The following is a 12538-nucleotide window of genomic DNA, read 5'->3' on the forward strand; positions in this document are numbered from 1 at the left end:
ATATATTTCTGTAACAGATCTATCGGTTGGCAAAGCGCTTCGCAAGTTCCGCGCCCGGCTTCGGCAACGGACCGGCTTCATTGGTGGCGTGGCGGTCAAGCCATTGTTCGGACGCGGGAAGCAGGTCGCGATAGATCCCGGCGCACAGCGCCCGGGCCGCCCGGCCCGGCCAGTCCGAAGGCAACAGCGCTGTCGGCAGCAACGGATCGCGGAGTACGACGCGGCGGTAATGGTGGATCAGGAGCACGCGCGCGGTGAGGGCGTCCGCATCCGTCAACGTCTCGCCCCCGAGAATCCAGCGGTGCAGCGGCTCAAAGGTCTTCATGAATTTGAGGTAGGCGTCCGCGGTGCGATCGAGCGGCCAGCTTTCACTGAGCAGGCGCCGCCCGCTGTCGTCCTCGGCAGAGACTTCGAGACGGATAGCGCCGGCCGCCTCCTCCGGCACCGGCACGCCCGACGGCGCCACCCAGACGCCCGGTAGCGGACTGCCAAAGCCGGCGTTCTTCAGCGCCTCGCGCGCCAACTCGCGATCGCCGCCGTTGCCGATCAGCAGCAGCTCGAATCGTCCGGTCCAGTCGGACGCCGGCGGCCCGTAGATGTGTTTCGTCGCGATATCAAACGTTTGCCGCCCGCTCTGCACCAGACGGTAGAAGCTGTTGCGACCGATTTTAATGCGCTCGAACCAGCCGTCCGCAGTCAGCCGCGACATCGCGGTGCGTACCGCGCTGGCGTCGATGTCGAGTTGTTCAAAGAATTCCAGCAGCGTGCCAAGCCAGACCGAGCCGCCACGCGGCACGATGGCGTCGCCGAACAGGGTGACGACGATCGACCCGGTGCGCGAAGGTTCGCGCTTCAACTGCTGGATGATGCGGGCAAGCGGCGGCGGCATGCGTCAGGGCATAGCGCGTTTGTTGGGAGGGCGACAATGGTGGCTGCCGCTTCTCCTTCTCCCCATCCTTTACGGGGTCGAGACGAGCAAAGCTCGCTCTTAGAAGGTCGGGATGAGGGGCTGCTTCAGCAAATTCGATGGATCGGAGTTCGCGGAGAGTGCCCCTCACCCGCCGCTTCGCGTCGGCCTCTCCCCGCAAGCGGGGCGAGGCTAAAGAGACCGCGGCACCCACCAGTACGGTTTCGGATTCGCCAGTCGCTCCGGGATTCGTCAAATAACGAAGAATGGCCGCCCTAGTTGTGAATAACAGGTACGAAGACAGAACACACGCTACCCAAAAGCGAAACCGTCTATAGTCACACCAATTCTCGCCTCCCTTATCGGGACTCTCTTCAGCTCGAATGGCTGGTTTCTTAATCAACTGGTGCGGGGTTGGACCATCGCCGCGACATTCGATGTGCTCAAAGCGCGCTTATGCATCTGTGTCCAGTTCAACTTCTCTTCCGCATTCTAGGAGTCATTCATGCCCAAAGCTCCATCCACGTATTCGCTTATTCCTAAGGAGCTCGATACGACGCAAGCTATCCTAATGTGCATCGGCAAGCTAATCGCCGTGTGGGCGAATACAGAAGCATGCTTTTACGCTGTCTACTTTTGCCTATCCGGTCATCCAAGTGGCAACGCCGATATTGCTTGGGCGTCTATCCTTAGTACTCGGCGCAGGATGGATCTCGTTTATAATCTACTCAGGTATGAAAACGAGCTAGACGCCGAAATCAAAACTGAGCTGTTTGAATGCCTGGAACGATTCAGGGCGGTTACAGAATTCCGTAATCAGCTATGTCATTCGATGTACACAACCGAGCCGCCCGAAAATGAAAAGCTGGTTAGCATAGATCAATGGAGCCTCGCTCCCATTAAGAATATCACCGACCCGATTTTTAAGGAGAAGTCAAAACTCGCGAATGCAGCAACCATTAACGAGATTTGCTGCATAGCGGATCGATGTATGGAGATAAACGAGCGGGTCACGAAGTCCGTTTACAAGATACGCGATCAACTGAAATTGCAGCACGTAGTACTGCCTCCATTGCAGTTGGGACCGCAATAGAAGGCTCCGTGGAGATTGTTCGACCTTCGAGATTTCAGACCCTCATGCGAAGAGCGCGGCAACGCCGCGCGTCTCGAATCATGTGGCCCGGATGTAGCCGTTTACCGGTGCGGGTTCGGATAAACCATAGCGCGCCACCCGCTCCGATCAAACGGCGCCCACTCACCTTCCGCCTGCGCCAGCCGATCGGCCACTGCATAGACCGCGGCCGGGTGATGGCCCATGCCGCAATGGCTGCTCTCGACCTCGATGCTCTCCGACGTCGCCGAGGTCTTCTCGACACAGCCCTGCCACGCGCAGACACCATCGGTGCGGCTGAAGATTGCCGTGGTCGGCACCGGCGGGGTTCCCGCCAGCGTGCCGCCGAAACGGTGGTCTTCTTCCTCGGCGCTGCGGCCGCTTGCCAGTTCGTACACCCGCCAGGCGTTGGTCGCCTTCGGGCCTGATGCAAACGGGCTGCCGAGCGTGATCACCGTCCGCACGCGCTCCGGCATCATCTTGGCGAGCTGGCGCGCGTAGAGACCGCCGAGGCTCCAGCCAACCAGCGAAACCTTGCGGCCGTGCGTGTCGTTCATCTCGTGCACCAGATCGACCATCGCGTCCTGCACGCCATGGCGCAGGCCGAGATTGCGGCCCTGCTTCCAGCCCGAAACGGCGTAGCCGCGGCCCTTGAGAAAGCTGCGCAGCGGACGGGTGGATGCGTCGGATGCAACAAGCCCGGGCAACACCAGAACGGGATGACCATCGCCGCGGGGAGCAAGGCTCAGCAGCGGCAGCGCGCCGAGAAACGCGCCCAATTCGGAAAAGGCTCGCCCCTCCAGAAACATCAGCGTTTTAGATGGCGGCGAAAGCGTCTGTGCAGCAACGGACATCATGTCTCCTCTCGGGTCGGCCCCTGACGTCGCGGCAGCCGGCCACCAGTTCAGTAAAGTAGACGCTCGCGCAGCAGAATCGTTCCGCAACGCAACATAGCTGACCAAAAAGTTAGGGAACCGGTTTTCAGCTTGCAAGCCGGCCAAGTACGGCCCGGGGCAACTAAAAGAATTGACGTGATTAATTAATCACAGCAGCCGCAGCAGGTATTCGAGGGTGTAGAGCGCGAGCCCGGCCAGCCCGCCGATCAGCGAACCGTTGAAGCGGATGTATTGCAGGTCGCGGCCGATGTTGATCTCGATCAGCGCGATCAGCTGGCCCATGTCCCAGGATTTCACCTGATCGGAGATGAAGGTGGAGACGCCGCTTTTCTGTTCGGCGACCACCGTTCGCAGCACGGCGACGAGGCCCTGATTGATTTCGGCGCGCAGCTCGGCATCGCCCGCCAGCGCCTCGCCCGCGGTCATGAACATGCGCACCAGATATTGCTGCAGCACCTGGGTCTCGCCCGAGGCGCTGCGTTCGATGAACGAGCGCAGATTCTCCCAGACGTGACGCGCAAGGCCCGCGAGTTCAGGGCGCGCGAGCAGATCGCGCTTTAGGCCCTGGATACGTTCGGCATAGGCGGGATCGGTTTCGAGGCGATCGACGAAGCTCAGGATCATCCGGTCGAACTCGCCGCGAAACGGATGCGCCGGATCGTTGCGAACCTCCTCGAAGAACGACGTGGCCGACGCCACGATCCTGTTCACCAGAAACTTGTCGGCGCGATAGAGTTTCAGCAGCGTCGGCAGTTCGCTGCGGATTTTCTCGCGGATCATGGCCATGGTTTCGGCCTGATGCATCGTGTCGTGCACCCCGCGCAGGAGATCGTCGAGCAGGCCCCGATGACGTCCCTCCTTGACGAACGCGCGCAGCGTGCCGGCGGCGAGCGGCGCGAGATCGATCGCCATCAGTTGCGACGCGATACGGCGGCTGACGAAGGTGATCAGCCCGGAATTTTCCGTCGCCGCCACCGCTTCCGGCAGCAGCCGCAAGGCAAAGCGCGCCAGATCCTCGCTGCGCTTGCGGTCGCGCAGCCAGTCGGCGATGAACGAGCCGAAATCGATCTGCCGCAGCTTGGCTTCGACCGGCGCGGCCTCGAGGAAGTGCACCTCGATGAATTCGCCGAGCTTGTCGGCGATGCGCTGCTGGTTGCTCTGGATGATCGCGGTGTGGGGGATCGGCAGCCCCAGTGGCCGCTTGAACAGCGCCACCACCGCATACCAGTCGGCGAGGCCGCCGATGGTCGCGGCCTCGGCGAAGGCCGCGATGAAGCCGAATACGGGGTGCACCGGCAGCAGCGCCTTGGCGCCGAGGAAAATCACGAATGTCGCCGCGAGCACCGACGTCGCCAGAAGCTTCACGCGCCGCAGCTCGGCGGCGCGCGCGGCGTCGCCGGGGCTGTCGATGGCGAAGGTGGCGGGAAGGCTCATGGCGGCTTTCGGACAAACGACCCTCATCCTGAGGAGCCGCGAAGCGGCGTCTCGAAGGATGCAGGCCCCATCGTGGCCTCATGGTTCGAGACGGCGCAAGGGCGCCTCCTCACCATGAGGGTTCGACTGACGTATGCCGACATCAGACAAAAAAGAAGGCCCGCCTAAGCGAGCCTTCGAAATGCAGTTGTCAGGCAGATCGCGATCAGGCGGTCTTGGAGTAGACCTTGGAGAAGTTGTCCTGCGCGGTCTTGGCGCTCTCGGAGACGAGCTTGCCGAGATATTCGGACGTCGCCTTGGCGCGGGAGACCAGCACTTCGCCCTGGGCACGAACCGCCTCGGACTGGATCTGGGCCGCTTCGCTCAGCGACTTGGCCGAAGCGAGCTTGTCGATGCCGGCGAAGAACGCTTCGACGTCCTGATAGAGCGCCTGCTGGATGTTGCGGCTGATCTTGGCAGCCTCGGCGACCGAACCGGCAACGGCGGTCTCGACGGCGGCGGTCACCTTCTCGGAACCGGCATGGAAATCGGCGGCACGAACCTTGGCGGTCTCGGCCTGCTTCTTCACGAAGTCACGCGCAGCTTCCGGAACTTCCATGCTCTGGAGCTTGGTGAACGCCTCGGTGACGGGCGCGAAGGCTTCCTTGACGGTGTTCAGTACGGAATTGGTGTCGGTGGTCATGGGGTGTCTCTCCATCCTCAGGTTTGAGCTATGGGCTCACCCCGTCCGGATTGGCCCGGGGCAGGAGTGTTGTGTCATAGTTAATGGTGCAGCGCAACATCAATGTTGCAGCGCGATATCACGAGTACGTGAACAGCTTGACGAATGGGCGGTTTGCCCGCCGAACCGGCAAAAACTCGACTTTAGGCTATGACGCCAGAGCCTTAGCCGGGGCGCAGGAGCCGCGCCGGCCTACTTTGCATGGGGTTGTTTTGCACGTTTTTGTCCGGGCGGTGTCCGATCCCGATTGTCAGGGCGGTGCCCGGCCGGTCAGTGCTGGACCGCCCCCGGCAGCCCGTAGGCCTCCATCTGGGCCCGCACCTGCGCCACATTATGCCCGAGCACGACGATGTCATGCTTCCTGCCGTCGACGTCCCGGACGTGGTCGCGCAGCAGCGCCTCCGCCTTGAAGCCGAGGCTCTCGAACAGGGCGATGGCCGCCTGCTGGTCGACCGTCATCTGCACCGACAGCTTCTCCAGCCCCGCCCCCAGCGCCAGCGCGAATGTCTCCTGCGACAGGGCCCGGCCGACGCCCTGCCCGCGGACATCCAGCGACACCACCATCCGGATCTCGCCGACATGGGGCGACCAGGAATGCGGGTCACGCACCAGCGTCCCGCAGCCGACCACCGCCCCGCCCTTCACCGCCAGCAGGCTGGTGATGGCGCCGCGCTCGATCTCGTTGACCCAGGCCGACAGCACCTTGGGCTGGCTGATGTTGCGCGGCAGGAACAGCAGATCGTGCGTCGGCAGCTTTTGCGCGAACGCCAGCACCGCGGCTTCGTCGGCGCGCGCCATCATACGGAATTCGATCTCGCCGGCGTCGGTCTTGACGAGGCGCGGATAGGAACGGGTTTCGCTCATGTCGATCTCTTCCCCAGCCAGGAATCCAGTTTCGGCCACAGCCGCTTGACGGCGTTGGCGCCGGCGACGACGCTGACATGGCCGCCCTTCAGCATCACCTCTTCCTTGTCGGTCGAGCCGACCTTCTTGATCAGGTGTTTTGCCGCGTCATAGGGCACGATGTGGTCGTGCTCGGCCACCGCATGCAGGATCGGCACCTTGATGTCGGCGATATTGGCCGCGCGGCCGCCGACCGACATGGTGTCGTTGAACAGCTTGTTGTCCCACATCAGGTCCTTGGTGATGGCGCGAAAGTACTCGCCCGCCAGCGGCAGCGTGTCGGTGCCCCAGCGGTCCATCATCCGGTAGGCCTTGACGTATTCATCGTTCCAGATGTTCTCCCACAATTGAACCTGGCTGGCGGCGCGCGAGGCCGGCCGCAGCATCTCGAACGACGACAGGATCATTTCCGGTGGCACGTTGCCGACGCTGTCGACGAGGCGGTCGACGTCGAAATAGCGGCGATCGGAGAAATTCGAAAACAGCTTCATCTCGCGGAAATCGATCGGCGTGGTAAAGCAGATCAGGTTCTTCATCGGCCCGTCGTTGAAGATCGAGCCGTACAGCAGTGACAGCACGCCGCCGAAGCAATAGCCGATGATGCTGACGTCCTTTTCGCCGGAATCCTGCTGCACGCGGCGGATGCAATCCGGGATGAAGTCGAGAACGTAGTCGTCCATCCGCAGGCTTTTCTCTTCCGGCTTCGGCGCGGTCCAGTCCAGCATGTAGACGTCGTAGCCGCGCTTCAGCAGAAACTCGATGAAGCTCTGGCCCGGCACGAGGTCGAGAATGTAGCCGCGGTTGGTGGTCGCCATCACGATCAGGATCGGCACGCGGTAGATCTCATCCGCCATCGGCCGGTAGTGATAGAGGTTCATGGTGCCGCGGAGGGCAAGGATGTCCTTTGGCGTGGAGCCGAGAGACGGGCCTGATGAGGCAAAATACTCGACGCCCTTGATGCTGCGCTGGATCGCGCGCTGCACCTCGGACTGGATCCGCTCCGCAATCGACGCCGGATCGAGGCCCGCGGGAGCGTTCATTTTGGCTCTCCCTCCGATGGCGGCCGCCTGGTGCGCGGCGGCCGCGGCGCGCCGGCGCTGCCATCGGTCGCCAGCGAATTGTGATGCACCTGGTGCAGCATCGCCTTGATCTCGTTGAGCTGGCCCTCGATCGACTGCAGCCGCTCGGACATGCCGACCATCTGCGCCCGGCTCGGCAGGTTCATCGCGAGCAAGTACTTTTCCATCAGCTCGCCGAGCTGCTTCTGCGCGCCGGCCGAGACGCCGCCGACCTGGTTCATTACCTTGGAGAACTCCGGCGACGCCATCGCCTGGTTGGCAAAGGAGTTGAACCCCTTCTCCATCTCCCCGAGCATGCTCTGCCAAATCGCGGCAGGATCGTTGCCTTTGTCGGCCATCGCGCCCTCTCCCGGAAAAGTGACGAGCGCTTGCCACGCTTCGCATCGATTTGACCCATACCACACCGTTGTGGCGGACCGGTCAACCGCCGCACACCTTCTGCGGTGCGGGAAACCGTGCCATAGTTACTGCGAGACGTTTTCAGCCAAGGGAACACAAACGCGATGCTTGCCCATCAGCCGCCCCAGATCGCTCGCGCCAACGGCATCGACATCTGCTACGAGATCTTCGGCGACCCGACCGCGGAACCGATGCTGCTGATCATGGGGCTCGGCGCCCAGATGATTCACTGGGACGACGATTTCTGCCGCCAGCTCGCCGCGCGCGGCTTTCGCGTCATTCGCTTCGACAACCGCGACATCGGCAAATCCTCGCATCTGTCCGGCGGCGCGCGCCTGACGCCGTTCGAACTGATCAAATTGCGGTTCCTCAGGATTCCGGTCGCCTCGACCTACAAGCTCATCGACATGGCCAAGGACACCGTCGGCCTGATGGACGTTCTCGGCATCAAGTCGGCGCATCTGGTCGGCGCGTCGATGGGCGGCATGATCGCGCAAGAGGTAGCCTTGTCCTTTCCGCACCGGGTTCGCTCGCTCACCTCGATCATGTCGACCACCGGCAACCCGAGGCTTCCGCCGCCGACCCGCGAGGCCGCCGCCGCGCTGATGGCGCCGCCGCCGCGCACCAAGGAGGAATATTTTGCGCGGTTCGCCAAGACCTGGAAGATACTGCGCGTCGGCTCGTTCCCGGAAGACGAGGCGCTCGATCCCTCGCGCGCCGCGCGCACCTTCGAACGCGGCCTCAATCCAGCCGGCGTCGGGCGGCAGTTGCGCGCGGTGCTGGCCTCCGGCAGCCGCAAGGAACGGCTGCACCACCTGAAGATTCCGACGCTGGTCATTCACGGCACCGTCGATCCGCTGGTGCGTCCCGCAGGCGGCAAGGATACGGCGGCGTCAATCCCCGGCGCGAAGCTCCTGATGATCGAAGGCATGGGCCACGCATTGCCGATCCCGATGTGGCCGCAGATCATCGGGGCGATCGACGAGCACGCCCATCGTGCGGCGGCGAAGGCGGCTTAAATCTTCGTCGCGATCCAGATGACGTGGCGGGCGCCGCCGCCTCTGCCGGTGGCGCGGATGTTGACTTCGTTGACGTCGAAGTTTGCGCCGCGCAGCCGCTTCGCAAACGCCGGATTGGGGCCGGACGACCATACCGCGAGAACGCCGCCCGTGCGCAGCGCCACATGCGCCGCATTCAACCCCGCTGAACTATAGAGCGCATCATTGGCCTTGCGCGTCAGGCCTTCCGGACCGTTGTCAACGTCGAGCAGGATGGCATCGAATTTCGCACGGTGCGTGCGGATGATTTCAGTGACATCGGCTTCACGGATGCTGACGCGGGGATCGCCGAGGCTATCGCCAAAGATTTCCGCCATCGGGCCGCGCGCCCAGGCGACGACGGCCGGGACGAGTTCGACCACCATGATTTGCGCCTCGTTGCCGAGCGCCCCCAGCGCCGCCCGCAGCGTAAAGCCCATGCCGAGGCCGCCGATGAGCATGTGAGGCTTTGCGATCTTCTCGATCTTCCTCGCCGCCAACGTCGCCAGCGCGGCCTCCGAGCCCGAGAGGCGGCTGTTCATCAGCTCGTTGGTGCCGAGCATGATGGAGAACTCCTTGCCGCGGCGCATCAGGCGGAGTTCGTCCTCGGTGCCGGGGATGCGTGCGGTGTCGAGTTTTTCCCAGGGAATCATGCGGAGGCTTGTAGCATGCTCTCACAACAGTCGTCGTCGCTGCAAACGCAGGGACCCATAACCACAGGAGGTAGTGGTTACGGGCAGAGTATCTGGCGCTATTGCTTCAATGAGAGGCCGCGGCGTATGGGTCCCTGCATTCGCAGGGACGACGTCTAACCGCTCGCCCACACGTCCAGCACGTAACGGTTCCTGGTGCCGAGATCGTCGATCCAGCGCAGGCCCGCGTCAGTATCGGAGCCGGTCTTCTCGCGATAGATCGCAACCAGCGCGGCCTTGACGTCAGGCTCCATCTTGCCGCCGTCGCCGCAGACATAGACGATCGCGCCCTGCTCGATCAGGTTCCAGACGCGGTCCTTCTGCGCCGTCACCTGATGCTGCACATAGTTCTTCGGCCCCTCGGCGCGCGAGAACGCGGTGTGCAGTTCGACGATGCCGTCGGCAGCAAATGCCTTCAGTTCATCGGCGTAGAGAAAATCCTGATCGGGATGACGGCAGCCGAAGAACAGCATGGCAGGACCGAGTTTTGCGCCGTGCGCCTTGCGGTGGGCGCGCTCCTGCAGGAAGCCGCGGAATGGCGCCAGCCCGGTGCCGGGGCCGATCATGATCACGGGCACCGCGGGATCATCGGGCAGGCGGAAGCCGGCCTTGGTCTCGCGCACGGTGGCATGAATGTTATCGCCGACACGGCGACCGGAAAGGTAGTTCGAGCACACGCCCTTGTAGACGCCGCGCCCCGAACTGGCCGGCGCTTCGACGACGCCGACCGTGATGCTGCAGCGCGCCGCGTCGATCGAGGGCGACGACGAGATCGAGTAATAGCGCGGCGCCAGCAGCGACAGCATTTCCAGATAGGCGTGGAACGGCAGCTCGCAGGCGGGATATTCTTCCAGCAGATCGAACACCGATTTGCGTTTTGTCAGCACGTCCGAGCGATAGCGCTCCGCCGAAGCCGCGTCGTCACCGAGATAGGCAAGCAGTTTTGGCTTGGTGACGGGACAGCGCGTGTGTTCCGACATGATCTGGATCTGCTTGCGGGTCGCGACCTGCTGCAGCTCGACGAACTCGGTCAATAACCTCCCGACCGACACGGCATCGTCGACCGGCAATTGCGCGCGGCGGCCTTCGGCGACGTGGAGCCGGATCTGGTCGGCCGGCAAGAAGCCAAAGCGGCGCGCGACGGAATCGACCAGCGCGGGATCGTTGCGCGGCACGACGCTGAGATGGTCGCCGACGCGGTAGACGATGCCGGGCGGCAACTGCACTTCGATATGCCGGGTCGAGCGGTCGGAGGGGTTGGCGCCGCTCTTGTTCTGGAGTTCGGAATTGTCCAGCACCTTCATCGGCGCGACGCCGCCCTGTGCGACCATGGTATGGACAGCCGACGGCGCCACCGGCTCGATCGAATACAGCGGCGCGTCGTCGGCGCTGCGGGCGAAGCTGGAATCAACGCCCAACTCCTTCATCGCCGCAGGCGCGGCCTTCGCGAACCATCTTTCGAACTGACCATCGAGATCGCTGCGGGCATCGCCCTCGCCGCGAGCGGAGAGGCTGCGCGCGCCGTGCGCCGCCAGTTGCTCGTCGATCATGCGCGGCACGGATTGATAGGTCGCCGCCCAGTCGCTGTTGCCGCAGCCGAACACTGCGTAGCGCACCTTGGCGAGCGCATCCTTCTTCAGGCCGTTGTCCAGCCATTTGACGAACTGTGTGGCATTGTCGGGAGGGGCGCCATTATAGGAGGCGCAAAAAATCAAAAGCCCGCCCTTCTCCGGAAGCTTGCCGACATAATCGTCGAGCGCGCCGAGCCGGGTCGCAAAGCCGTTGACCTCGGCGAGGTCGGCCACGCGCGTCGCCAGCTCCTCGGCCGTGCCGAGGTTGGAGCCGTAGAGCACCAACAGCGGCGTGTTGTGTCCCGGACGGGCCCGCGCCTGCGGCGCCGCGGCATTCGAGGCGGCAGCCGCTACCGCCGCCCGGCCGGCAAAAGCGCCGCGGTCCCGGTCGGCGCGCGGCCGCACCTTGATCTTGAAGCCGTCAGGCTTGACGGTCAGCGTTTCCTTCAGATGCATCTGGTAGCGATGCGGATCGAGCAGCTTGAAGCGCTGCAGGATCATGCCGATCGCCAGCGCCGCCTCGTGCATCGCAAAGCCGCGGCCGATGCAGGCGCGCTGGCCGTTGCCGAACGGCTTCCAGGCGTTGATCGGTCGCTTGGCCTCGGCCTCGCGGCTGAAATTCTCGGGATCGAAAGCATCGGGGTTCGGCCCCCAGACGCTGGGATCGCGATGCAGCGCCATCACGAGAACGGTGATGAAAGTGTTCTTTCTCAGTCTGTACTTGCCGCCAGCGAGCGTCTCGTCCTTGAGCGGCGCGATGCCATAGGCGGGCGCTGGCGGCCACAACCGCAGCGCCTCCTTCAAAATCTGCGTGATGTAGGTGAGCTGTGTGACCTGCTGATACGTCGGTTTCGCGTTGATATCGGGCCCGAGCACCCGGTCGACTTCCTCATAGGCCTTCTTCAGCACTTCGGGATGCTTGAGCAATGCGTAGATCGTGCAGGACAGCAGCCCGCTCGTGGTCTCGTGGCCCGCGATCAGAAATGTGTTGATCTGGTAGCGGATGTTGACGTCGTCGAGCTGCTCGCCGGTGGAACGGTCGACGCCCGTCATCATGGCGCCGAGCATGTCCTTCTTGCCCTCGGCAGCTTCCGCATTGCCGCGGCGCTCGGCGATGATCTCGTCGACCATCTTGTTCATGAAGGCGACGTCCTCGGCGAGGGTCTTGCGCCGCTTCTGCAGCCAAAGGCCTTCCAGCGGAATGCCGCGAGTCATCATGATGGTCTCGAGCGAGCGTACCAGCGACTCCACAAACGGGTGGTAGTCGCGGCGATAGAACGAATTGAAGCGGTAGTCGAAGCCGCACAGCCCGATGGTGTCGAGCGTCAGCGCGGTCATGTCGTGGACGACGTCGATCTCCTCGTCGCCGTTGAGCCGCTCCCATTTCTTCACGAGCTGCTCGGCGATATCGACCATGCTCGGGTGATAGGACTGCATCGCGCGGTTGCCGAAAGGCTGCAACAGGATGTTGTGCGCCTTGCTCCAGTTCGGCTCATTGGTATCGGCGGTAAACAGCCCGTCGCCGCCGACGGCACGGACACGGCGCAACGAACCGCGCACCGCCTTGTCGAAGCGCTTTTCGTCGGAGAGTTCGTCGATCAGATCATGGCCGGAAACGATGACGAGCGGGGCGCCCATCATGTCCAGCCAGAAAATCGGCCCGAGCTCCTTGCTGAGCCGCACCAGGTGCTGCACCGGCGCGTTGGGATCCAGCGACAGCATGTTGCCGACGACAGGCTTCTTCGGCGGATGCGGTATCGGATCCAGCTTGTTGGGGGACGCCATTGT

At 63.2% G+C, this 12538-nt stretch carries 11 protein-coding genes; 2 read left to right on the forward strand and 9 right to left on the reverse strand.

The window, feature by feature from the left end:
• Positions 1–19 precede the first annotated feature (19 nt).
• A complete protein-coding gene (gene paaX, locus QUH67_RS26305; protein ID WP_300942285.1) occupies positions 20–889 on the reverse strand; it encodes a phenylacetic acid degradation operon negative regulatory protein PaaX in 870 nt (289 codons plus the stop codon).
• A gap of 523 nt (positions 890–1412) precedes the next feature.
• On the opposite strand from paaX, the gene QUH67_RS26310 reads away from it, so the two are divergent.
• Complete coding sequence (locus QUH67_RS26310; protein WP_300942286.1) at positions 1413–2000, forward strand: hypothetical protein; 588 nt, start codon at positions 1413–1415, stop codon at positions 1998–2000.
• A gap of 101 nt (positions 2001–2101) precedes the next feature.
• Here the strand turns inward: QUH67_RS26310 and QUH67_RS26315 are convergent, their stop codons facing one another.
• The 6 genes from QUH67_RS26315 to QUH67_RS26340 form a co-directional block, all read right to left on the reverse strand.
• A complete protein-coding gene (locus QUH67_RS26315; RefSeq protein ID WP_300942287.1) occupies positions 2102–2872 on the reverse strand; it encodes an esterase/lipase family protein in 771 nt (256 codons plus the stop codon).
• Positions 2873–3061: 189 nt separating this feature from the next.
• The gene (locus QUH67_RS26320) at positions 3062–4348 is read right to left on the reverse strand and encodes a DUF445 domain-containing protein (RefSeq protein ID WP_300942288.1); all 1287 of its coding nucleotides are present in this window, start codon (positions 4346–4348) and stop codon (positions 3062–3064) included.
• A 205-nt stretch (positions 4349–4553) separates the two neighbouring features.
• Positions 4554–5030 (reverse strand): phasin, encoded by a 477-nt coding sequence (locus QUH67_RS26325; protein WP_300942289.1) that lies wholly within the window; start codon positions 5028–5030, stop codon positions 4554–4556.
• Between the two features lie 309 nt (positions 5031–5339).
• Entirely contained in the window at positions 5340–5933 is a 594-nt protein-coding gene (locus tag QUH67_RS26330) for a GNAT family N-acetyltransferase (protein WP_300942290.1), read from the reverse strand.
• Positions 5930–7012 (reverse strand): alpha/beta fold hydrolase, encoded by a 1083-nt coding sequence (locus QUH67_RS26335; RefSeq protein ID WP_300942291.1) that lies wholly within the window; start codon positions 7010–7012, stop codon positions 5930–5932. The genes QUH67_RS26330 and QUH67_RS26335 overlap by 4 nt, the downstream gene beginning before the upstream one ends.
• Positions 7009–7389, reverse strand: a complete 381-nt coding sequence (locus QUH67_RS26340; protein WP_300942292.1) for a hypothetical protein — start codon at positions 7387–7389, stop codon at positions 7009–7011. The genes QUH67_RS26335 and QUH67_RS26340 overlap by 4 nt, the downstream gene beginning before the upstream one ends.
• 165 nt (positions 7390–7554) lie before the next feature.
• Here QUH67_RS26340 and QUH67_RS26345 point away from each other — a divergent pair, with 165 nt between their 5' ends.
• Positions 7555–8469 carry an alpha/beta fold hydrolase gene (locus QUH67_RS26345; RefSeq protein ID WP_300942293.1) on the forward strand — a complete coding sequence of 305 codons (915 nt, stop codon included), beginning with the start codon at positions 7555–7557 and terminating at the stop codon, positions 8467–8469.
• On the opposite strand, the gene QUH67_RS26350 is transcribed toward QUH67_RS26345, so the two are convergent.
• Both QUH67_RS26350 and QUH67_RS26355 read right to left on the reverse strand, forming a co-directional pair.
• Positions 8466–9140: a spermidine synthase family protein gene (locus QUH67_RS26350; protein ID WP_300942294.1), complete on the reverse strand. Its 675-nt coding sequence runs from the start codon at positions 9138–9140 to the stop codon at positions 8466–8468. The genes QUH67_RS26345 and QUH67_RS26350 overlap by 4 nt on opposite strands.
• A 155-nt stretch (positions 9141–9295) precedes the next feature.
• A complete protein-coding gene (locus QUH67_RS26355; protein ID WP_300942295.1) occupies positions 9296–12535 on the reverse strand; it encodes a bifunctional cytochrome P450/NADPH--P450 reductase in 3240 nt (1079 codons plus the stop codon).
• Positions 12536–12538: the final 3 nt, after the last annotated feature.

The sequence above is a fragment of the Bradyrhizobium roseum genome, assembly GCF_030413175.1.
Lineage (GTDB): Bacteria > Pseudomonadota > Alphaproteobacteria > Rhizobiales > Xanthobacteraceae > Bradyrhizobium > Bradyrhizobium roseum.

Coding starts and splice junctions, on each gene's coding strand:
- paaX (WP_300942285.1), bottom strand. CDS start 889: ATGCCGCCGCCGCTTGCCCGCATCATCCAGCAGTTGAAGCGCGAACCT.
- QUH67_RS26310 (WP_300942286.1), top strand. CDS start 1,413: ATGCCCAAAGCTCCATCCACGTATTCGCTTATTCCTAAGGAGCTCGAT.
- QUH67_RS26315 (WP_300942287.1), bottom strand. CDS start 2,872: ATGTCCGTTGCTGCACAGACGCTTTCGCCGCCATCTAAAACGCTGATG.
- QUH67_RS26320 (WP_300942288.1), bottom strand. CDS start 4,348: ATGAGCCTTCCCGCCACCTTCGCCATCGACAGCCCCGGCGACGCCGCG.
- QUH67_RS26325 (WP_300942289.1), bottom strand. CDS start 5,030: ATGACCACCGACACCAATTCCGTACTGAACACCGTCAAGGAAGCCTTC.
- QUH67_RS26330 (WP_300942290.1), bottom strand. CDS start 5,933: ATGAGCGAAACCCGTTCCTATCCGCGCCTCGTCAAGACCGACGCCGGC.
- QUH67_RS26335 (WP_300942291.1), bottom strand. CDS start 7,012: ATGAACGCTCCCGCGGGCCTCGATCCGGCGTCGATTGCGGAGCGGATC.
- QUH67_RS26340 (WP_300942292.1), bottom strand. CDS start 7,389: ATGGCCGACAAAGGCAACGATCCTGCCGCGATTTGGCAGAGCATGCTC.
- QUH67_RS26345 (WP_300942293.1), top strand. CDS start 7,555: ATGCTTGCCCATCAGCCGCCCCAGATCGCTCGCGCCAACGGCATCGAC.
- QUH67_RS26350 (WP_300942294.1), bottom strand. CDS start 9,140: ATGATTCCCTGGGAAAAACTCGACACCGCACGCATCCCCGGCACCGAG.
- QUH67_RS26355 (WP_300942295.1), bottom strand. CDS start 12,535: ATGGCGTCCCCCAACAAGCTGGATCCGATACCGCATCCGCCGAAGAAG.